The organism is Rhodovulum sp. 12E13 (assembly GCF_003340565.1).
GTDB lineage: Bacteria > Pseudomonadota > Alphaproteobacteria > Rhodobacterales > Rhodobacteraceae > HLUCCA09.
On sequence record NZ_QPLK01000015.1, the window covers coordinates 30,655 to 51,194 of the forward strand.

Annotated in this window: 24 protein-coding genes and 1 tRNA gene; 10 read left to right on the plus strand and 15 right to left on the minus strand. The window is 72.0% G+C overall.

From position 1 onward, the window contains the following. The first annotated feature begins 84 nt into the window (after positions 1-84). From DLJ49_RS13485 to scpB, 4 genes are all read left to right on the plus strand, one after another. Positions 85-1,227, plus strand: a complete 1,143-nt coding sequence (locus tag DLJ49_RS13485) for an SPOR domain-containing protein (protein WP_233489010.1) — start codon at positions 85-87, stop codon at positions 1,225-1,227. 79 nt (positions 1,228-1,306) lie between these two features. Beyond that, positions 1,307-2,329, plus strand: coding sequence for a glycoside hydrolase family 3 N-terminal domain-containing protein (locus tag DLJ49_RS13490; protein WP_115394080.1), 1,023 nt, complete (start codon positions 1,307-1,309; stop codon positions 2,327-2,329). After that, on the plus strand, positions 2,310-3,158 hold the full coding sequence (locus DLJ49_RS13495; RefSeq protein WP_115394081.1) for a segregation and condensation protein A: 849 nt from the start codon (positions 2,310-2,312) through the stop codon (positions 3,156-3,158). The genes DLJ49_RS13490 and DLJ49_RS13495 overlap by 20 nt, the downstream gene beginning before the upstream one ends. Then, positions 3,155-3,862, plus strand: a complete 708-nt coding sequence (gene scpB, locus DLJ49_RS13500) for an SMC-Scp complex subunit ScpB (RefSeq protein WP_115394082.1) — start codon at positions 3,155-3,157, stop codon at positions 3,860-3,862. The genes DLJ49_RS13495 and scpB overlap by 4 nt, the downstream gene beginning before the upstream one ends. 150 nt (positions 3,863-4,012) lie before the next feature. Here scpB and DLJ49_RS13505 read toward each other — a convergent pair whose 3' ends face one another. The 10 genes from DLJ49_RS13505 to DLJ49_RS13550 form a co-directional block, all read right to left on the minus strand. Then, positions 4,013-4,243 carry a hypothetical protein gene (locus tag DLJ49_RS13505; RefSeq protein ID WP_115394083.1) on the minus strand — a complete coding sequence of 77 codons (231 nt, stop codon included), beginning with the start codon at positions 4,241-4,243 and terminating at the stop codon, positions 4,013-4,015. 40 nt (positions 4,244-4,283) lie between these two features. After that, positions 4,284-4,823 (minus strand): hypothetical protein, encoded by a 540-nt coding sequence (locus tag DLJ49_RS13510; RefSeq protein WP_115394084.1) that lies wholly within the window; start codon positions 4,821-4,823, stop codon positions 4,284-4,286. A 157-nt stretch (positions 4,824-4,980) separates the two neighbouring features. Continuing rightward, positions 4,981-6,099 (minus strand): 2'-deoxycytidine 5'-triphosphate deaminase, encoded by a 1,119-nt coding sequence (locus DLJ49_RS13515; protein ID WP_115394085.1) that lies wholly within the window; start codon positions 6,097-6,099, stop codon positions 4,981-4,983. 63 nt (positions 6,100-6,162) lie between these two features. Then, positions 6,163-6,239: transfer RNA gene (locus tag DLJ49_RS13520), tRNA-Pro, on the minus strand. 69 nt (positions 6,240-6,308) lie between these two features. Further along, positions 6,309-7,166 carry a MerR family transcriptional regulator gene (locus DLJ49_RS13525; protein WP_115394086.1) on the minus strand — a complete coding sequence of 286 codons (858 nt, stop codon included), beginning with the start codon at positions 7,164-7,166 and terminating at the stop codon, positions 6,309-6,311. Between the two features lie 10 nt (positions 7,167-7,176). Next, entirely contained in the window at positions 7,177-7,485 is a 309-nt protein-coding gene (ihfA, locus tag DLJ49_RS13530; protein ID WP_115394087.1) for an integration host factor subunit alpha, read from the minus strand. A gap of 180 nt (positions 7,486-7,665) precedes the next feature. Next, entirely contained in the window at positions 7,666-8,637 is a 972-nt protein-coding gene (locus tag DLJ49_RS13535; protein WP_115394088.1) for a beta-ketoacyl-ACP synthase III, read from the minus strand. 67 nt (positions 8,638-8,704) lie between these two features. Further along, on the minus strand, positions 8,705-9,862 hold the full coding sequence (plsX, locus tag DLJ49_RS13540) for a phosphate acyltransferase PlsX (protein WP_115394089.1): 1,158 nt from the start codon (positions 9,860-9,862) through the stop codon (positions 8,705-8,707). 25 nt (positions 9,863-9,887) lie between these two features. Next, positions 9,888-10,094 (minus strand): 50S ribosomal protein L32, encoded by a 207-nt coding sequence (rpmF, locus tag DLJ49_RS13545; protein WP_115394090.1) that lies wholly within the window; start codon positions 10,092-10,094, stop codon positions 9,888-9,890. A gap of 162 nt (positions 10,095-10,256) precedes the next feature. Further along, positions 10,257-10,808: a YceD family protein gene (locus DLJ49_RS13550; protein ID WP_115394091.1), complete on the minus strand. Its 552-nt coding sequence runs from the start codon at positions 10,806-10,808 to the stop codon at positions 10,257-10,259. 215 nt (positions 10,809-11,023) lie between these two features. Here DLJ49_RS13550 and DLJ49_RS13555 point away from each other — a divergent pair, with 215 nt between their 5' ends. After that, entirely contained in the window at positions 11,024-11,443 is a 420-nt protein-coding gene (locus DLJ49_RS13555; RefSeq protein WP_233489012.1) for an outer membrane protein assembly factor BamE, read from the plus strand. A 23-nt stretch (positions 11,444-11,466) separates the two neighbouring features. Here the strand turns inward: DLJ49_RS13555 and msrB are convergent, their stop codons facing one another. Then, positions 11,467-11,916: a peptide-methionine (R)-S-oxide reductase MsrB gene (gene msrB, locus DLJ49_RS13560; RefSeq protein ID WP_115394093.1), complete on the minus strand. Its 450-nt coding sequence runs from the start codon at positions 11,914-11,916 to the stop codon at positions 11,467-11,469. Between the two features lie 143 nt (positions 11,917-12,059). Between msrB and DLJ49_RS13565 the strand changes: the two genes are divergently transcribed. Further along, positions 12,060-12,794, plus strand: coding sequence for a GNAT family N-acetyltransferase (locus DLJ49_RS13565; RefSeq protein WP_115394094.1), 735 nt, complete (start codon positions 12,060-12,062; stop codon positions 12,792-12,794). A gap of 9 nt (positions 12,795-12,803) precedes the next feature. Here the strand turns inward: DLJ49_RS13565 and DLJ49_RS13570 are convergent, their stop codons facing one another. From DLJ49_RS13570 to DLJ49_RS13585, 4 genes are all read right to left on the minus strand, one after another. After that, complete coding sequence (locus DLJ49_RS13570; RefSeq protein WP_115394095.1) at positions 12,804-14,321, minus strand: tripartite tricarboxylate transporter permease; 1,518 nt, start codon at positions 14,319-14,321, stop codon at positions 12,804-12,806. 42 nt (positions 14,322-14,363) lie between these two features. Continuing rightward, on the minus strand, positions 14,364-14,867 hold the full coding sequence (locus tag DLJ49_RS13575) for a tripartite tricarboxylate transporter TctB family protein (protein WP_115394096.1): 504 nt from the start codon (positions 14,865-14,867) through the stop codon (positions 14,364-14,366). A 118-nt stretch (positions 14,868-14,985) separates the two neighbouring features. After that, positions 14,986-15,957 (minus strand): Bug family tripartite tricarboxylate transporter substrate binding protein, encoded by a 972-nt coding sequence (locus tag DLJ49_RS13580; protein WP_115394097.1) that lies wholly within the window; start codon positions 15,955-15,957, stop codon positions 14,986-14,988. 191 nt (positions 15,958-16,148) lie between these two features. Beyond that, entirely contained in the window at positions 16,149-17,000 is an 852-nt protein-coding gene (locus DLJ49_RS13585) for a universal stress protein (RefSeq protein ID WP_115394098.1), read from the minus strand. Positions 17,001-17,291: 291 nt separating this feature from the next. On the opposite strand from DLJ49_RS13585, the gene purF reads away from it, so the two are divergent. The 4 genes from purF (at position 17,292) to DLJ49_RS13605 (ending at position 20,529) form a co-directional block, all read left to right on the plus strand. Beyond that, a complete protein-coding gene (gene purF / locus DLJ49_RS13590) occupies positions 17,292-18,764 on the plus strand; it encodes an amidophosphoribosyltransferase (RefSeq protein ID WP_369932550.1) in 1,473 nt (490 codons plus the stop codon). Positions 18,765-18,956: 192 nt separating this feature from the next. Beyond that, on the plus strand, positions 18,957-19,214 hold the full coding sequence (locus tag DLJ49_RS13595) for a hypothetical protein (protein ID WP_115394100.1): 258 nt from the start codon (positions 18,957-18,959) through the stop codon (positions 19,212-19,214). A gap of 25 nt (positions 19,215-19,239) precedes the next feature. Continuing rightward, on the plus strand, positions 19,240-19,665 hold the full coding sequence (locus tag DLJ49_RS13600; protein WP_115394101.1) for a hypothetical protein: 426 nt from the start codon (positions 19,240-19,242) through the stop codon (positions 19,663-19,665). A 189-nt stretch (positions 19,666-19,854) separates the two neighbouring features. Then, on the plus strand, positions 19,855-20,529 hold the full coding sequence (locus DLJ49_RS13605) for an SDR family NAD(P)-dependent oxidoreductase (protein WP_115394102.1): 675 nt from the start codon (positions 19,855-19,857) through the stop codon (positions 20,527-20,529). Positions 20,530-20,540: the final 11 nt, after the last annotated feature.

Genomic DNA, 20,540 nt, shown 5'->3' on the forward strand with positions numbered 1-20,540 from the left:
GTCTCGCCGCCGCACCGAGCAGACCATTGGCCGCGGAGCAGGCCCCCGTCAGAGGGGCGGCGCGGCCGGCAGACGAGGCAGAGCATGAGCATGACCGCAGGCACCGGGCACCCGGCCGCCGTGGGGCGCAGGGCGCCCATGGCGTATCGGCAGGGCAACGACGCGCCGATCTCCGACTGGTCGGAGGCCGGCTTCGACGACACCCTCTACAGCACTGCGTCATCGCCCCGGGCGCCGATTGCGGCGGCCCTGCACGTGGGCGGTGCCATCGCCTCGCTCGCGCTTGTCGTGGGCATCGGCGTCTGGGGCTACGGGCAGGTGATGCGCGACGTCTCCGGCGTGCCGGTGGTGCAGGCGCTCGACGGGCCGATGCGCGTGGCGCCCGAGGTGCCGGGAGGGCAGATCGCCGACCACGCGGGGCTGGCCGTGAACGAGGTCAAGGCGGGCGGTGCGGCCGCGGCGCCGCCCCAGCGGCTGCGCCTCGCGCCCGAGCCGGTGACGCTTGCCGAGGAGGATCTGCCCGCGCCCGAGCTCGCCCCGGCGCCGCCTGCGCCCGGCCCGGCGACGGAGCGCGCCGCGCAAGCCGACGCGTCGCCGCCCGCACCCCGGCCCGCACCCGCGACGGCCGAAGGGCTGCCGGTGGTCGAGGCCCGTTTCGAGACCACCGGCATGTCGGAGGCCGACGCCGCCCGCGCCGCTGCGATCGTCGCCGCGATCACCGAGGAGATTGCACCGCTCGGAACCGATGGCGGAGATTCGCTGCCCGCGGCCGAGATCGGGGCCGGCTCCGACGAGGCGGCGGAGACGGTCGAGCTCGCGATGGCCGGCCCGGGCCTCGCCCGGTCGCTGCGCCCCGTCCCGCGGCCGGGCCCGCGGATGCGGCCCGCCTCGGTGCCCGCCTCATCGACCGAATCGGTCGCTCTCGGCGCCGAGGCCGCCCCCGAGCCTGCCGCGGGCGACATGGGGCCGGTCGAGCCGGGCACGCGGCTGGTGCAGCTCGGCGCCTACGACAGCGTCGAGGAAGCCCGCGCCGCATGGGGGGACATCGCCGCCCGCTTCGCCCCGATGCTCGACGACAAGGCGCGCGTTCTGGAAGAGGCCGAGGCCGGCGGCCGCGCCTTCTGGCGCCTGCGCGCGCAGGGGTTTGGCGACCTCGCGAGCGCCCGCCGCTTCTGCGCCGCGCTGGTGGCCGACCAGGCCGACTGCATCCCCGTGGTCGCCCGGTGAGGCGGCCCGGCGCCGCCCGTGCCACGCCACCTGCCGGCGCTCGCCTTTCGCCGGCACGCCCGCCCGCGGGGCGCCGGCCGTGACCCTCGCCGCCATCTTCGGCTGCGCCGGTCCGACGCTCTCGCCCGCCGAGCGGGCGCTCTTCGCCGAGGCGCAGCCCTGGGGCTTCATCCTTTTCGCGCGCAACGTCGAGACGCCGCTGCAACTCATGCGCCTGACCTCGGCCCTGCGCGAGGCGGTGGGGCGCGATGCGCCGATCCTGATCGACCAGGAGGGCGGCAGGGTGCAGCGCATGGGCCCGCCCCACTGGCGGCTCTGGCGCCCGCCGCTCGACCAGATGCGCGCCGCCACGAGCCCCGGCGCCGCGGCCCGCGCCATGACGCTGCGCTACCGCATCATCGCCGAGGAGCTGCGGGCGGTCGGCATCGACGTCAATTGCGCGCCGCTCGCCGACCTCGCCCGCCCCGACACCCACCCGATCCTGAAGAACCGCTGCTACGGCACCGAGCCTGTCGCCGTGATCGGCGCCGCCCGCGCCGTCGCCGAGGGGCTGATGGCGGGCGGCGTGCTGCCGGTGCTCAAGCACATCCCCGGACACGGCCGCGCCACCGCCGATTCCCATCTCGAGCTGCCGCAGGTCGAGACGCCCGCAGACGTTCTCGAGGCAGAGGATTTCGCCGCCTTCCGCGGCCTTTCCGACCTGCCGCTCGGCATGACCGCGCATATCGTCTATTCGGCCATCGACCCGCGAGCGCCCGCCACCTGCTCGCCCACGATGATCCGCCTGATCCGCGAGCGGATCGGCTTCGGCGGCCTGTTGATGACCGACGACATCGCGATGGCGGCCCTGACCGGCTCTCCCTCGGAGCGCGGGCATGCCGCGCTCGCCGCCGGATGCGATCTCGTCCTGCATTGCAACGGCGCGTTCGACGAGATGCGGGCACTTGCCGCCGATCTGCCGCCGATGACTGCCGGGGGCGAGGCCCGCGCCGCAGCCGCGCTGGCCGCACGGCGCCGCCCCGCGCCCGTTGACATCGCCGCGCTCGAGGTCGAACTTGACGGCCTTCTTGCAGGCGGAGCCCATGGCCGGGACCACGGATGACAGCTCTGGAGACAGCGCGGGCGGGGCAGAGGTCGTCCCCTTCGCGGGGCATGGCGGCGATGTCGCGGCGCGGCTGGCGGCCGAGACGCTGGTCATCGATGTCGACGGCTTCGAGGGGCCGCTCGACCTGCTGCTGACGCTGGCCCGCACGCAGAAGGTCGACCTGAGGCAGATCTCGGTGCTGCAACTGGCCGAGCAATACCTGCGCTTCGTGGACGAGGCGAGGGCGCTGCGGCTGGAGCTTGCCGCCGACTATCTCGTGATGGCCGCGTGGCTCGCCTTTCTCAAGTCGCGTCTGCTGCTGCCGCCCGACCCGGCCGAGGACGGCCCGAGCGGCGACGACCTCGCCGCCCATCTCGCCTTCCAGCTCGAGCGGCTCGAGGCGATGCGCGCGGCCGCGGCCAAGCTGATGGCGCGCGACCGGCTGGGGCAGGATGTCTTCGCCCGCGGCCTGCCCGAGGCGGTCGAGCGGGTGAGGCGCGTCAGCTACACCGCCACCCTGATGGACCTGATGCAGGCCTATGCCCGCATCCGCACCCGCGACGACTTCCGCCCCTACGTGATGGATCGCGAGAACGTCTTCACCATGGAGATGGCTCTGGACCGGCTGCGCGGCCTGATCGGCTTTGCCGGCGAATGGAGCGACCTGACGAGCTACCTGCCGCCGGGCTGGGAGGTCGACCCCGCGCGCCGCCGCGCGGCCACCGCCGCCACCTTCGCCGCCTCGCTGGAGCTGGCCAAGGAGGGCAAGCTGCACCTGCGGCAGGCCGACACGTTCGGCCCGATCCAGCTGCGGCGGGCCGAGCGCTCGGGGGGAGACGGGGCATGACCGACGAGACCGCGGGCGCCGAGGGCCCGCCGACGGACGACGAGCGCACGTTGTTCGAGGCGCCCCCCCTGGGCGAGCAGGAGCGCATGGTCGAGGCCATCCTCTTCGCCTCGGCCGAGCCGGTGACGGTGGCCGAGCTGAACGCGCGCATGCCGCACGGGGCCGACGCCGGCCGCGCTCTGCCCGAACTCGCGAGGCGCTACGAGGGCCGCGGCGTGCGCGTGGTTCGGGTGGGCGATGCCTGGGCGATCCGCACCGCGCCCGACCTCGGCTTCCTGATGCAGAAGGAGACGGTCGAGACGCGCAAGCTGTCGCGCGCGGCGATCGAGACGCTGGCCATCGTCGCCTATCACCAGCCCGTCACCCGCGCCGAGATCGAGGAGATCCGCGGCGTGGCCGTCTCGCGCGGCACCGTCGATCTGCTGATCGAGCTCGACTGGATCCGCTTCGGCCGGCGGCGCGAGACGCCGGGGCGGCCGGTCACCTTCGTCACGACCCGCGCCTTCCTCGACCATTTCGGGCTCGAGAGTGCGAAGGATCTGCCCGGCCTGCGCGAGCTGCGCGCCGCGGGCCTGCTCGACAACCGCCCCCCGCCGGGCATGGGGGCGGAGGACGAGGAGCGCGACGACCAGCCGGAACTGTTCGAGGACGATCCGGCCCCTGCCGGCCCGACCGCCGCGCCCGGCGAGGGGGGCCGGGAGTGAGGGCCGCGGCGCTGCCCGCCGACCGGCCGGCCTGTGGCCGCTGCCGGAGACATGCGTATTTGGAACAGAAAGAAGCCGCGCGCGCGCGAGCGGGCCGGTGAGGGGCGCGCATTGGCGGCGCCGGTGGCGCCGGTCGTGCGGGGGGCCGCCTCAGGCTGCGCGGCGCCGCGTGCGGCCTGACGCTGCGGCAAGGAGGCCGAGGCCGGCCAGCAGGGCGGGCAGGGCGCCTGGCAGCGGCACGGGCGTGATGTCGCCCAGCGTGAAGGCGACGCTGCCGCTGTCGGTCACGTCGCGCGTCGCGTTGCTCGCGGCCGCAGAGGCGCTGTTGGACAGGTTTACGAAATAGCTCTCGCCGGCTTGCAGCGTGACCTGCTGGTTCAATGCGCCGGACGTGGCCGCGCTGCCGTCGATGTCGACGAGTTCAAAGGGATTTGGAGGCATTGTTCGTGTAGCGCCCGAGCACGAAATCGAAGTAATCCACCGTGCTGATCCCCGGCAGGCCGCCCTCCCACGGACCGGCGAGAGTGACCGTCGTATCCTGGTCGACGGTGAAGTCGAATTCGAGCGTCGCCCCCATCTGGGCCGCAGGCGGGCAGGTTCCCGCGGTTTCGTTCACCACGCAAATGGCGCGGGCGAATACGGACAGGTCGATCGAGAAGCCGGTCGCCTTCAGCAGGGCCGTCAGTGCGCCCTCGACCTGGCCGGAATACTCCCGCGCAGCGCCGAGCGTGCCACCGCCGCCCGCAAGGTCGCCCACGAAGACGCTGCCCGATATGCCGCCCGCGTTCGGCGCGAGGGGGATGGTCACGGGCCCCGTGCCGGTGGGCTCTCCGGTGCTCGTCGAGGTCATCAGCGTCGCATCCCAGAAGAGCGAGCCGGTGACGTTCGAGTAGTCGAAGGTCGCCGCGGACGCAGCGGCAGGGGCCAGCCCGAAGGCGCAGACGAGGGGAACAAGACGCATCGACACGTCCTCCGTCATTCTTACCTAAAGTAACATATGCAGCCAGCGCATGGCGCTGCAAGCAGAAATGCGGCCATTGCAGGGCAGTATGGGTCATCCGCCTGGCATCGCGGCGCAGGGGACGTTTCCGGCGCCGCTCCCGGCGGGTGCGTGGCCCTTACGCGGCCCCGAAGTGCTTCGACAGCTTCAGCCCCTGGCCCTGGTAGTTGGAGGCGATGCCCTGCCCGTAGAGGCGAGCGGGCACCTCGGCCATTCGCTCGTAGACGAGCCGGCCCACGACCTGCCCGTGCTCGAGCGCGAAGGGGGCTTCGTGGCAGCGCACCTCGAGCACGCCGCGGGCGCCGGCCCCGCCCGCCGGCGCGTGGCCGAAGCCGGGGTCGAAGAAGCCCGCGTAATGCACGCGGAACTCGCCCACCATGGCGAGGTAGGGCGCCATCTCGGCGGCATGGTCGGGCGGGATATGGACCGATTCGCGGCTGACGAGAATGTAGAAAGCGCCGGGGTCGAGCACGATGCGCCCGTCCTCGGCGTGCACCTCCTCCCAGAAGTCGCGGGGTCGGTAATGGCCGATCCGGTCGAGGTCGATCAGGCCGGTATGGGGCTTGGCCCGCCAGCCGACGAAGCTGCCCGCGCCGGCGCGCAAATCGACCGAGAAGCCGAGGCCCCCCTCGATGAGCGGCTCGGTGTCGACCAGCCGCGCCGCGTCGTGCAGCGCGGCGAGCTCGGCGTCGGAGAGCACGCGCGCCCCGTTGCGCAGCCGGAGCTGCGTGAGCCGCATGCCCGGCCGCACCAGCACCGAGAAGGAGCGCGGGCAGATCTCGGCGTAGAGCGGGCCGGAATAGCCGGCGGGAATGCGGTCGAACTCGGTGCCGCCATCGGCCACGACGCGCGTGAGCAGGTCGAGCCGGCCGGTGGAGGACTTGGCGTTGGCAAGCGCGGTCAGCCCCTGCGGCAGCGCGAGCCGTTCCATCAGCGGGACGAGGTAGACGCAGCCCTTCTCGAGCACGGCGCCGCCCGAGAGATCGACGCGGTGCATCTCGAAATCCGCGAGGCGTGCGGAGACGTGGCGCCCCTTGCCCGGCAGGAACGAGGCGCGCACGCGGTAGGCCTGCGAACCGAGGCGCAGATCGAGGCTCGCGGGCTGGATCTGGCCCGGCTCGACCGCGTGCTCGGCAGCGATGGCGCCGGCCTCGACCAGCCGCTCGATCGCCTGGCAGGGCAATACGCCGGGCGCCTCGAGGCCGAGGGCAGCGGCGGCTGGCGAGGGATGAAGCATGCGCTCTCTCCGGCGCTCTGCCGCTGGGTCACGCGGCGCGCGCCGCGCGGGGGGCGGAGCGTTTGGTCGGGCTAGCAGGATTCGAACCTACGACCTCCCGTCCCCCAGACGGACGCGCTACCAGACTGCGCTATAGCCCGATGCCCGCGTCTTACCGGATTCGTGCGCGGGAGCAAGAGCGGATCGGCCCGCGGCCAGGAGGCCTACGCTCAGCGCCGCGGGTGGGCCGCCATGCGGGCGCGCAGGGCCTCGGCGCGGGCAAGGAGCGCGGCGAGCGCGCGGGTGTCGAGGCCGCCGTGGCGGCGCGCGACGATGGCCGCTGGCAGGGGCGCATCCGGGGGCGCATCCGAGTGCGCATCCGGGGCCGAACCGGCCGCCGCAGGTTCCGGCGTCGGCTCGGACGCGGGCTCGGGCTCGGGGTCGGGCGCGCCGGGCAGGGGCGGCAGGTCGCCAAAGAGGCCAAGCTGGCCGTCGGGCGCGCCCGGCAGGGGGGCGCGGGGGGGCATCGCGCGGTCGGGGGCCGCTGCAGGTGCCGCCTCCGCGCCGCCGCCGTCCGTCGCGGCCTCTGACCCGGCGGACGCCTCGACGTCGCGCCCTGCCTCTTCCGCCGTCTCTGCAGCCGGGGCGAGGGCCTCGCCACCGGGCTCGCTTTCGGCGGGCTCGCTCTCGACGGGCTCGGGCGACGGCGCCGTATGGACGGTCTCGGGCGAGATGTCGGGGGCGGCGCTGCCGGCCTGGGCCGCATCGACGTGCGCCGCCTCCTCCGCGGGCGCGCCCTCCATCCCCAGGAGCGGGGGCGAGAGGGCGGCAACGGACTTCACCCCCTTCTCGCGCAACACCTTCTGCGCGCCCTTGATCGTCAGCCCGTCCTCGTGGAGCAACTGTTTCAGCCCGCCGATCAGGGCCATGTCCTGCGGGCGGTAGTAGCGGCGGCCGCCCGCGCGCTTGACCGGCTTGATCTGGGGAAACTTCGTCTCCCAGAAGCGCAGCACATGCGACGAGACGCCGAGCCAAGCGGCGACCTCGCCGATGGTGCGGAACGCATCTGGAGATTTCCTGGCGGTCATGGGCGGCGGGTCATGCGTTCGCCTTGTTGCCCGCGGCCACCCTCTCCTTCATCAGGTGCGAGGGCCGGAAGGTGAGCACCCGGCGGGGATGGATCGGCACCTCTTCGCCCGTCTTGGGGTTGCGACCGACGCGGGCGGCCTTCTGGCGGACGCTGAAGGTGCCGAACGAGCTGATCTTGACCTGCTCGCCCCGCACCAGAGAGTCGGACATGTGCTGCAGCACGCTCTCGACGAGTTGTGCCGATTCGTTTCGCGAGAGGCCTACCTCGCGGAACACGGCCTCGCTCAGATCCATGCGGGTCACGGTGCGCTGGCCCATGCCGCCCTCCCTCGTCTCGTTGATATGCGAGGCTAGGGGAGCGCGGGAAGTCCGTCAATATCAAGGGCTTGAGCGGTGGGATTGAGGCAGGTATCGTCTGGGTGACGCAATCATGCATCACTCGCGTCACTTCAAGATCGTCCCGCAAGGTTTTGTTGTCAGGTGATTTTACCGCTTAAATCACCAGCGCAGCACGACCGATCCCCAGGCCAGGCCGCCGCCGATCGCTTCGGTCACGACAAGGTCGCCTTGCCGTATCCGGCCCTCGTGCTGGCCCACGGAGAGGGCAAGGGGAATCGAGGCGGCCGACGTGTTGCCGTGATCCTGCACCGTGAGGATGACCCGCTCCATCGGCAGGCCCATCCGCTGCGCGGTGGCCTTGATGATCCGCAGGTTGGCCTGGTGCGGCACGATCCAGTCGACATCATCCTCTGTCAGGCCTGCCTTGGCGAGCGCGGAATGAGCGGTCTCGGCGAGCTTTTCGACCGCGTGGCGGAAGACCTCGCGCCCCTGCATCTTCACCACGCCGGAACAGCCGGTCGAGACGCCGCCGTCGACGTAGAGAATGTCGCGGTGCCGCCCGTCGGAATGCAGGTCGGTGGCGAGGATGCCGCGATCGGCGGGCGTGCCGGCGCCTTCGGCGGCCTCGAGCACCAGCGCGCCCGCGCCGTCGCCGAAGAGCACGCAGGTGCCGCGATCTGTCATGTCGAGGATGCGCGAAAACGTCTCGGCGCCGATCACCATGACCCGCTGCGCCTGACCCGAGGCGATCAGCGCCTGCGCGTTGGCCAGCGCGTAGATGAAGCCGGCGCAGACGGCCTGCACATCGAAGGCGAAGCCGGTGCCCATGCCGATCTTGTCCTGCACCATCGTGGCGACGGAGGGAAAGGTCAGGTCGGGCGTGGAGGTGGCGACGATCAGCGCATCGAGATCGCCGGCCGTCAGCCCGGCATCTGACAGCGCGGTGCGGGCGGCATGGGCGGCGAGGTCCGACGTGGTCTCGCCCTCGGCGGCGAAGTGCCGCCGCTCGATGCCCGAGCGCGAGCGAATCCAGTCGTCGGTCGTGTCGAGGGTGGCCTCGAACTCGGCGTTTTCCACCACCCGCTCGGGCAGGTAGTGGCCGACGCCCCGCACCACCGCTCTGATCGTCATCTCTGCTCTGCCTGCTTCGTCATCGTTGCGCCCCTTCTGGCATCCGCCGGGGCAGAGGGAAAGGGCCTCACCCGCTCGCGCGAGAGCCCTGCGCCGCCCCCGTTGCAGCGCCCGTTGCAGCGCCCGGCGCGCCCGCCTCCGCCTCGCGCCGGATCTCCATCGCATCGGCGAGACGCGCGGCGAGACGGTCGGAAAAGCCCGCCTGGGCGAGCTGGAAGGCGAGCTTGATCGCGGCCGAGACGCCGGTCGCGTCGGCCGAGCCGTGGCTCTTGACGATGGTGCCGTTGAGCCCGAGGAACACGCCGCCGTTCACCCGCCGCGGGTCGATCCGCTTGGACAGGCGCCGCAGCGAGGTGTAGGCGAGCAGCCCCGCGATGCGCGACAGCGGCGTCTGCTTGAACGCCTCCTTGAGAAAGTCGCGGATGAGCGAGGCAGTGCCCTCGGCCGTCTTGAGCGCGACGTTGCCGGTGAATCCGTCGGTCACGATCACGTCGACCTCGCCCGATGGAATGTCGCCGCCCTCGACGAAGCCCACGAACTCGAACTCGGCCCCCGGCGCCGCCTCGGCCATCAGGTAATGCGCGGCCTTCAGCTCTGCCCGCCCCTTGTGCTCCTCGGTGCCGAGGTTGAGGATGCCGACGCGCGGTCGCTTCAGCCCCAGCCCGTTGCGGGCGTAGGACGTGCCCATCAGCGCGTATTGCAGCAGGTCCTCGGCATCGGCGCGGATATCGGCGCCCACGTCGAGCATGACGGCGAAGCCGGTGTCGGAGCGGCTCGGCCAGAGGCAGGCGATGGCGGGGCGGTTGACGCCCTCGAGCTTCTTGAGCCGCACCATGCCGAGCAGCATCAGCGCGCCGGTGTTGCCGCAGGAGACGGCGACGGTCGCCTCGCCGTCGCGCACGCTCTCGATGGCCGACCACATCGACGAGCCCTGGCCGTGCCGCATCACGCTCGACGGCTTCTCGCCCATCGTCACCACGTCGTCGGCGTGGCGGATCACGCAGCGGTCGGTCAGCTTGCGCTTGTCGATGAGCGGCGCGAGCTCGCCCTCGCGGCCATGCACGATGAACCCGATGTCGGGGTTCTTCTTTGCCGACAGAGCAAGGCCCGCCACGACCACCGCCGGCCCCTGGTCGCCCCCCATCGCATCGACGCTGATCACCGTCTTGCCGGCGAGCGCGGCGGGCGCGGAGAGTCTGGTCTCGGACGGGGGCGACGTGTCCATCAGGGGGTGGCGAAGGGAGGGGGCCTCAGGCCGCGTCTTCGTCGAGGTCGATCTCGTCGACCATCGCCACCACTTCCCGATCGGCATAGTGGCCGCAGGCGGGGCAGACATGGTGCGGGCGTTTCAGCTCGCCGCAATTCGAGCATTCCGCCGGGTTGTCGGCGGTGAGCGAATCGTGCGCCCGGCGCATGTTGCGGCGGGACTTGGTGACCTTGTTCTGGGGGACAGCCATGGTGCAACCTCGTATGGGGTGAGCCGCCGGCCGGGCCGGGGCGCGATTTCCGCGATGCGGCGCCACATACGCCGCCTGTTCTGGCCGTTCAAGCGCTGTCGGGAACAGGTCGGGCAAAATACGCCGATCGCACGACAGCGCAACCGCAAAGGCGCAAATATCTCAGCCGTCGAGCCTTTTTTTCAGCTCGGCCAGCGCGGCGAAGGGGCGCTCGGCCGGGTCGGCCTCGATGGGCGCGGCGCCGGGGGGGCGGGCCTCGATCTCGCCCAGCTCAACCCCCGGCGCGCGGGGAAAGGCGGGCAGGGCCAGCGCCAGCGCCTCCTCGAGCACGCGCATGAGGTCGACGCTGTCGGGCAGCGCCTCGGCGTCGTCATCGGCGGGCATCTCGGCCTCGGCCTCGTCGGGCTCGACCCGGTCGGCCAGGTAGCGGCGCGTCACGTCCTCCTCGATGCGCGTCGTGACCGGCTCCAGCGTCACCCCGCAAGGCTGCACGATGGTGGCGCCGAGATGCGCATCGAGGCGCCAGTCCTCGCGGCCCATGGGAGCAAGCTGCCCCGACAGGCGCACCTTGCGCAGGCCGTCGAGGCCGAGGCGCTCGCGCAGGGCCTCGAGCGCCGCGGCGTCGGGCACGATGTCGAACCCGGTCGGCTCGCGCGCGGGCAGGGCGCCGAGGCGCAGGCGGGTCGGGGTGCGTTTGCGGCCTTGTGACGTCATGATGCGATGCGTTCTGCCGGTCTCCGGGGCGGTCGCTTGCGGTGGACCATGCCATTGATATAACCGCGGGGGCAATCGTTGCCGCCGCGGTCCGTTCCGTGACTGGCGGCCAAGGTGCGGGGCAGGGCATGGTGCGTGAACGGGTCCTCGGGGCCGGGGAGAGCAGGGCGAAGGCACGGCAGGGCCGCCGGGCCTCTGGCCCGCTTGCGGTCGCGGTGGCCGCCTCGCTGGCCCTTGCCGCGTGCAGCCCGATCGTGCGCAACCATGGCTACGTCCCCCCCGACGAGGAGCTGGCCGAGATCGCCGTCGGTCTCGACACGCGCGAGACGGTCGAGGAGACGCTCGGCTCGCCGGGCGCCTCGGGTGTCATCGACGAGAGCGGCTTCTACTACGTGTCGCAGCGCATGCAGCAGCGCGGCTACCGCGAGCCCGAGGTGATCGACCGCGAGATCGTGGCGATCTCGTTCGACGCGCAGGGCGTCGTGACCAATGTCGAGCGCTTCGGCCTGGAAGACGGCAACGTCGTCGCTCTGTCGCGCCGCGTGACCGACAGCAACGTGCAGGGCATCGGCTTCCTGCGCCAGCTTCTCGGCAATCTCGGCCGGATCAACCTCGACAACCTCGGCGGCGGCTGAGGCCGGCCGCGCGGGCGGGTGACTCACGCGCCTCCGGTCTCGGGCTCGAAGCGCAGCGCCACGCCGTTGATGCAGTAGCGCAGGCCCGTGGGGGCCGGCCCGTCGGGAAAGACATGGCCGAGATGGCCGTCGCAGCGGTCGCAATGCACCTCCGTGCGTCGCATGAACCACGACGTGTCCTCGCTCTCGCCCACCGGCGCGTCTTCGCGCGGGGCATAGAAGCTGGGCCAGCCCGTGCCGCTCTCGAACTTGGTCGCCTGGTCGAAGAGCGGCGCGCCGCAGCCCGCGCAGAGGAATGTGCCCGGCTCCTTGGGAAAGTCGTCATGCGTGCCGGCGCGCTCCGTCCCATGGCGGCGCATCACCTTGAAGCCCAGGTCTCCCAGTTGCGCGCGCCACTCGGCGTCGCTCTTGACGACCTTGCCGCCGTCCGTGCGGCCCGTCCTCTCCGTCGCGGCGGAACCCGTGTCGGCCATTCGCCCTTCTCCCCTCAGTCATGCGCCCGTCACGGAGCGCGTCGCATCTTGCCGGGCGCCCTGTGCCCGCCTATCGACAGGTAGGCCGGGCGCGGCTCTCCGCCAAGGGCGGTCCGGCTGCAAGGATGAGGAGAGCGCCGCCCATGCCCGACCTCCGCCGCGGCCGCTACGCTGCCCGGTTCGCCGCGACCGCGGCCGACCGCGAGCGCTCTCTCGCGCTGCGTGCCCGCTGCTTCCGCGAGGGGGGCGACGACCGCGACGCCTTCGACGACGCCTGCCGCCACATGCTGGTGGAAGAGCCGGAAACGAAGCGGCTGGCCTGCACCTTCCGCCTGCTGCCGCTGTGCGGCGGGGGCGAGATCGGGCGCTCCTACTCGGCGCAGCACTACGACCTCGCGGCGCTCGAGGGCTTCGCGGGGCCGATGGTCGAGATGGGGCGGTTCTGCATCGACCCCGACCTGCACGACGCCGACATCCTGCGCGTGGCCTGGGGCGCGATGACCCGGTATGTCGACGAGACGGGCACGAAGATGCTCTTCGGCTGCTCGAGCTTCGCCGGCACGGAGACGGCGCGCTACCTCGACGCCTTCGCCATGCTGCGCGACCGCCACCTCGCGCCCTCGCGTTGGCTGCCGCGGGTAAAGGCGCGCGACGTCTTCCGCTTCGCGCGTACCCGCGCCGCCCCGCCCGACCCGGATGCACGGCGCGCGCTCAGGGGAATGCCGCCGTTGTTGCGCACCTACCTCGCCATGGGCGGCTGGGTGTCGGACCACGCGGTGGTCGACCGCGACCTCGACACGCTGCACGTCTTCACCGGGCTTGAGATCGCGGCGATCCCGCCCGCCCGCGCCCGCGCCCTGCGCGCCGTGGCCGGCTGAGCCGCGTGCTCACGCGGCGCGGCGTCTCGCGGCGCGGCGGCGGCGCAGAAGCTGGATCGCCGGCAGGAAGATCAGGATCAGCGCGATCACCGTGATCGGCCCCGCGATCGGGCGGGTGAAGAAGATCGACGGGTCGCCCGACGACAGCAGCAGAGACTGGCGCAGCGTCGGCTCGGCGATGGGGCCGAGCACGATCGCCAGGACCGCCGGCGCCAGCGGGTAGTCGAACCTGCGCAGGAAGAAGGCGCCCAGGCCGAAGATCACCATCAGCCAGACATCGTGCATGTCCCGCGTCGCCGCATATCCGCCGGCGATCGACAGCACGAAGATCATCGGCGCGAGGATGGTGAAGGGCATCCGCAGCATCCAGACGAAGAGCGGGATGAAGGCGAGGTTGATGATCACGGCGGCGAGGTTGGAGATGTAGAACGAGCCGATCAGGCCCCATACGAACTCGGTTTCGTCGACGAACAGGCGCGGCCCCGGCACCAGCCCCCAGATCACCATGCCGCCGAGCAGGATGGCGGTCGTGGGCGAGCCGGGGATGCCGAGCGTGAGCATCGGCAGCATCGAGCCCGTCGAGGCCGAGTTGTTGGCGGCCTCGGGCGCCGCGACGCCGTCGGGGTTGCCCTTGCCGAACTTCTCGGGCGTGCGCGACACCATCTTGGCCACCCCGTAGGACATCAGCGAGCCCGGGGTCGCCCCCGCCGCCGGCAGGACCCCCACGAAGAAGCCCAGAACAGAGCCGATCCACGTGCCCTTCCAGCCGCGGCGCACCGCCTCTTTCGTGTCGTCGACCATGCCGCGGGCCGTCATCCGCGGCGTCGTGGTGGTCACCTCGCCGCGCGATTGTTCGATCGTCCACAGCATCTCGCCGATGCCGTAGACTCCGATCGCCAGCACCAGGAAGCCGATCCCCTGCAGGAAGCCCTGCATCTCGAACAGGATCAGCCGGGGCTCGCCCGAGATCGTGTCGAAGCCCACCGAGGCGAGCACCAGGCCGAGGCAGATCGAGACGATGGTCTTGGGGATATCGTCGCCGCCGAGCCCGACGAAGGTGGCGAAGGCCAGCAGCATCAGCGCGAAGATCTCGGGCGGCCCGAACGACAGCGCGACCGAGGCGAGCGCAGGGGCGAACAGCGTGAAGAAGACGTTCGCCACCGTGCCGCCGATGAACGAGGCGAGGGCGGCGGTGACGAGCGCGAGGCTCGCCTTGCCCTGCATGGCAAGCGGGCGGCCGTCGAAGGTGGTGGCCACTGCCGTCGAGGCGCCGGGGATGCCGAGCGTCACCGACGAGATCGCGCCGCCATACATCGCCCCGTAATAGATCGCGGCGAGAAAGATGATGGCCGAGCCGGGCGGCACGAGGAAGGTGATGGGCAGCAGGATCGCCACGCCGTTGACCGAGCCGAGCCCCGGCATGGCGCCGATGAACAGCCCGACCGTGACGCCGATGAGGATGAGCGAGAGGTTGAGCGGCTGCAGCGCCAGCAGCATCCCGTCGCCGAGAAGCGCGAGTATTTCCATGTCTGCCCGATATTCCCTGGAGCCGGCGGCGTGGCCCGCCGCTCAGTAGATGATGTCGTAGAGCACGTCGAAGACCGGATCGGTGAAGGACATGCCCGACGGCATGGTGATCCGCATCGCGCCCTCGAAGAAGAAGAAGAAGGCCAGCGGCACGATCAGCGCCATGGGCAGCGTGAGCGCCCAGGAGTGGCGGCCGAGGAAGCGCATGTAATAGAGCAGGAACACCGCGATCGCCCCGTACATCGACACGACGTTGATCAGCCCCACGAACACGACGATCCCGCCGCCCACCAGCGCCAGCGTCCGCCAGCCGTAGGCGTCGAGGAGGGGCTCGTCGGATTGCGAGGGCGGCGAGGTGCCCCGCCACCAGTTGAGCGCGATCATCCCGCAGGCCAGCAGCATCACCGCCGACAGCCAGAACGGCCAGAAGCCGCCACCCGGGCCCTGGCCCGCGATGTAGCCCACCGGCAGTTCTGCCGACTTCCACATCAGGTAGAGAGAGAACAGGCCGAGCAGGCCCGCCGTCACGATTTCTCCGGTGCGCATTCCGGCCCTGCTCCGTCGTCGACGTCTTCGTGGTCAGCCTGCTGGCGGCGGCCAGCGGTCGCGGTCGCCCGCCCGTGCCGCCACGCGTGGGCCGGCACGGGCGGGGACGTGTCGGCGGTCAGCCCGCCAGGGCCGCGAGCAGCCGGCGGTGGTTTTCGACCTGCTGCTGCCAGTAGGCGCGCTGTTCGTCGGCGTCCATCCAGAGCGGCGAGAGGCTCTCCGACTCGAGGTAGCCCTGCCATTCCTCGGTCTCGTAGATCCGGGTGAACAGATCCTGATAGTAGGCCGCGGCCTCCTCCGACATGCCCGGCGCGCCCACGACGGCCCGCTGGTTGTAGTAGGAGAAGTCGTGGCCCTTCTCCTTCATCGTCGGCACGTCGGGGTAGGCGGGCATGCGCTCGTCCGAGAAGGCCAGCAGCGGCACGAAATCGCCCGCCTCGTAGAAGCCCTTGGCCTCGGCCGGGTTGTTGACCGTCGCCATGATCTGCTTGCCGGCGAGGTCCTTGGCCACGGCGCCGCCGCCGTCGTAGGGGATGTAGGTGATGTCGAGGCCGTAGGCGTCGGACATGAAGGCGATGACGATCGAGTCTTCCTGGCCCTGGCCCGTGCCGCCCATGACGTACTCGCCGCCCATCGACTTCACCTGTTCGACATACTCCTCGAACGTGGTGATGCCGCTGTCGGCGTGGACCCACAGCACGAAGGGATCGACGCCCATCATCGCGACGGGCGTGAACTCCTGGATGTCGATGCCGAGGTTCTCCTGCCGCAGCGGCGTGGTGAAGAACGAGTTGAGCGTCACGAGGATCGTGTGATCGGGGTCGCTGGCCTGGCCGACGTGCAGCAGCGCCTCGGCGCCCGAGCCGCCGCCCTTGTTGTTGGGCACAAGCGGCCGGCCCGTCATGTCGTGCTTTTCGGCCACCGACTGGATGAAGCGGGCGATCTGGTCGGCGCCGCCGCCCGGCCCGGCCATGATGACGAAGTCGATGGGGCGCCGCGGCTCCCACCCTTCGGCCGTGGCGGCCATCGGCGTCAGCGCGAGCAGACCGGCGCAGGCCGCGCCGAGCAACGATCGTTTGGTGATGGGCATGAATGTCCTCCCTGGGTCCGCCGGGCGCAGAGCGCCGCCGCGCCCTTGCGCCGCATGCGACACTTCCGCACTCCACCCGCGAGTAACTAAATTGCGTGGTGAAAAGTGCAAGGAATATTTTCTTGCAGCAACTGTTATGCTGTTGCCGTAGGGCAGGCGGCGGCAGCCCTTTGGCCGGGCGGGCGGCGCTCTCAGTGCACCAGCACGACGGGCAGCTCGGCGTGGTCGACGATCGTCTGGGTGTTGCCGCCGAACAGCGTTTCGCGCTCGTGGCTGTGGCCGTAGGCGCCCATGACAAGCAGGTCGGCGCCGACCTCGGCGGTCTTTTCCAGAAGCGCCGCGCCGGGGTTGCGCGCCTCGAAGCGCAGGGGCTGCGCGGTGACGCCCCGCAGGGCGTAGTACTCGACGAGTTCCTCGGTGGTGGCGCCGTGCGGCTCGCCCCGCCCGCCGGCGAGGATGGTCACCTCGTCGGCCGCCCCGGTGATGTCGAGCGTCAGCGCCACCGCGCGCGCCGCCTCGAGCGAGCCGTTCCAGCCCACCGCCACGCGCCCCCCGAGAGTGTCGGGCGCGCTGCCCTCGCGCGGGCACATCAGCACCGGCCGCCCGGTCTGGAACAGCGCGGCCTTGAGCGCCGAGACGCCGAGCTCGCGGTCGCGGTCGGGGCGGGCGACGACGATCAGGTCGGCCAGCCGCCCCAGATGCTTGATCGTGTCGGGCATCCGCTCCTCCTGCTCGATCACCTCCACGGTCGCCGCGCCCGCACGCGGCCCCGATTCGGCCAGACCCAGCCGACCGGCGAGGTCGTGCAGGTCGTCCCGCACCTTGCGCTCCTGCTGCTCGGCCAGTTCGTGGGCCTGCGACAGGATCGTGTCGCGCGCGAAGGCGGGCAGGAGGGTGGAATAGGGCAGCAGCTCGTCGGGCTGCGCCCGGCAATGCGCCACGACCACATGCGCCGAATGGCGCCGCGCGAGCGCCGCGGCATGGGCCAGCACGGCATCCACCAGCGTGTCGCCGCGTACCGGCACCAGGATCTTCTTCAACATTGGTCATCCCTCCCTTGGCCCGGCGGCTTGTGCCGCCGCTGTCCATCTTGCCGCGTGCGGCGGCGGCTTGGCACCCCTCTTGGAAATATTGTCGCGAGCGACCACCTCTCGCCGCCGCGGCACTCTTTCGTGACGAAAGGGTGACAGCGCGGGCACGGGGCGTTATGTCAGCCCCGCTGCCGCTGCCCCTTTCGAGGCCTGCCCATGTCTGCCGACGGTCCCGCGTTCGACGACCCCGTGCCCGACGAGTTCCTGCCCGACGACCCCGCGCCCGACGACCTGCATCGCCGCCTGCCGCCCGCCCATCCGTTCGACGATGACAAGCTGCGCGAGGAATGCGGCGTGTTCGGCGTGGTGGGGGCGGCCGACGCCGCCAACTTCGTGGCGCTCGGCCTGCATGCCCTGCAGCACCGGGGGCAGGAGGCGGCCGGCATCGCCGCCTATACCGCCGAGAGCGGCTTCCAGCTGGCGCACCGCTTCGGCTACGTGCGCGACAGCTTCACCAACCCCGCCCTGATGCGGACCCTGCCCGGAGAGCTGTCGATCGGGCATGTCCGCTATTCCACCGCCGGGTCCAAGGGGCAGACGGCGATCCGCGACGTGCAGCCCTTCTTCGGCGAATTCTCGATGGGCGGCGCGGCGATCGCGCATAACGGCAACATCACCAATGCCGCCGCGCTGCGGCGCGAGCTGATCGACCGGGGCTCGATCTTCCAGTCGAGCTCCGACACCGAGTGCATCGTGCACCTGATGGCGCGGAGCCTTCAGCGCGACGTGCCGGAGCGCATGAAGGACGCGCTGCGCCGGGTCGAGGGCGCCTATTCGATCGTCGCCATGACGCGCACCAAGCTGATCGGCGTGCGCGACCCGCTGGGCGTGCGCCCGCTGGTGCTGGGGCGGCTCGATCTGGGCGACCGCCCCGGCTGGGTGCTCTCGTCCGAGACCTGCGCGCTCGACATCATCGGCGCCGAATTCGTGCGCGAGGTCGAGCCGGGCGAGATGGTGGTGATCACGGCCGGGGAGGGGGTGCGCTCGTTCCGCCCCTTCGAGCCGCGCGAGGCGCGGTTCTGCATCTTCGAGCACGTCTATTTCTCGCGTCCCGATTCGAGCCTCGGGGGGCGGTCGGTCTACGAGACGCGGGCCGCGATCGGGGTGGAACTGGCGCGCGAGGCGCCGGTCGAGGCCGATCTCGTCTGCCCGGTGCCCGATTCGGGCACGCCCGCCGCCATCGGCTTCGCACAGGAGAGCGGCATCCCCTACGGCATGGGGATCATCCGCAACCAGTATGTCGGGCGCACCTTCATCGAGCCGACCGAGCAGATCCGCAACATGGGCGTGCGCCTGAAGCTCAACGTCAACCGCGCGCTGATCCGCGGCAAGCGGGTGGTGCTGGTCGACGATTCGGTGGTGCGGGGCACGACCAGCCGCAAGATCAAGGAGATGATCCTCGACGCCGGCGCGGCCGAGGTGCATTTCCGCATCGCCAGCCCGCCCACGGCGTGGCCCTGCTTCTACGGGGTCGACACGCCCCGGCGGGAGAAGCTGCTGGCCGCCACGATGTCGGAAGACGAGATGCGCGACCATCTGGGGGTCGATTCGCTGCGCTTCATCACGCTCGACGGGCTCTACCGCGCGGTGGGCGAGGCCGGCGGGCGCGACCCGGCGCGGCCGCGCTACTGCGACGCCTGCTTCTCGGGCGACTACCCCGTCGCGCCGTCGGACATGATCGAGCAGGGCTTCCGCCCGCGAGAGGCGGCGGAGTAACGACGGCGCCGCCGTGCGTGGGCGGCGGCCGCCTTCAAGGGCAACCGACGTTGCGTCGCGCCCCCGCAGGCGCCCCGCCGCCGATCCCGCCCGCCCTGTCGGCGGGTCGTCGCCGCGCCGCAGCGAGCCCCCTTTTCCCCGGCGCGGCCCTCCGGTAGCGGCAACGCTCGCGAAATCTCACGAGAATAGTCCATGGCCGCCACCGATACGCCCGCCGCGCCTCTGGCCACCCGGCCGGGCGCGCTCGACCTCGACCGTCTCACCGTGATCGGCGTCGCCGGCGCGCCCGGCGCGATGCGCGCGCTGGTGCGCGAGCCACGGGGCCGCGTGCGCACCGTCACGGCCGGCGACCGGCTGCGGCCGGGCAGGGTGCTGCGGGTCGAGCCCCGCGGCCTCGTGATCGAGACACGGCAGGGCCCCGCCCTGCTGCCCCTCGCCGCGCCCGGCTGAGGCGCGACGCTTGACGGAGACAGCCATGAGTACCGAAGACGACACGGCGGGGGCCGGGCGCGCCGCGCGCCTCGCCACCCTGCCGCGGGCGCTCGCCGTCGACGGCACGCACCTGATCGGCACGATGGGCGCGCCGGGGCTGCGGCGCGGGATCGTCCGCGACGAGAGGGGCACGGTGCGCACGGTTGCGCGGGGCGACATGGTCGACGGCGGCCGCATCGTCGAGGTCGAGGCCGACGCGCTGCGCCTGCACACGGGCGACCGCATCGCCCGGCTCGACCTTGCCGGGCGGGGCGAAGGTCTGGCGACCTCGCCCCGCCCGCGCGCCCGGCCCGACGCTGCGGCGAGCGAAGCGCCCGACGCCATCCCCCACACCGGGCCGGACGAGGCCCTGTCGCACGCGCGCCCGCGCCCCCGCAGGTACACCGGGCCGGACGGCACGATGGGCTGAGCCTGCGGACACTGCCCGCGCCGTGCAGGCGGATGCCGCCTTGCCCCACGCCCCCGCCAATGGGCGCAGCCCCCCGACTTGCGCGCCGCGCGAGCGGCACGGCCCGGCGAGTCGCGCCCCTCCCCCTGGGTGCCTCGCGCGCTGGCCGGCCCTTGACCTCGCCCCCGGCCCGGCGCAGGGGAACAGGCCATGACCGACACGCCTTCCTCCGCCCCCCGGCTCGCCCTTGTCACCGGTGCCTCGCGCGGTCTCGGCGCCGCGATGGCCGAGGCGCTGGCGCCCGAGCACCATGTCGTTGCCGTCGCCCGCACCGTGGGTGCGCTGGAAGAGCTCGACGACCGCATCCAGGCGCGCAGCGGTCAGGCGACGCTCGCCCCCCTCGACGTGACCGACGACGGCGCGATGCAGCACCTCTGCCGGTCGATCTTCGAGCGGTGGGGGGGCGTCGACCTGTGGGTGCACACCGCCATCCACGCCGCACCGCTGACACCCACGCCGATGATCGACGGCAAGGACTGGGAAAGGAGCTGGCAGACCAATGTCGAGGCGACACGGCGGCTGATCGCCTATGTCGCGCCGCTGCTGGTCGCGCGGCAGCAGGCGGGCGGGACGGCGCGGGCGCTGTTCTTCGACGATTCCCGCGCCGGGGCCGCCTATTTCGGCAGCTACGGCGCGACCAAGGCCGCGCAGGTGGCGCTGGTGCGGTCCTGGGCGGCCGAGACGGTGCGCACGGGCCCCGAGGTGCGGCTGCTCGCGCCGCGGCCGATGCCCACGGCCGTGCGCGCCCGCTTCCACCCCGGAGAGGACCGCGCTCCGCTCGCCGCCCCCGCCGACGAGGCCGCCCGCCTGCTCGCCGGTCTTTGAACGTCGCCCCG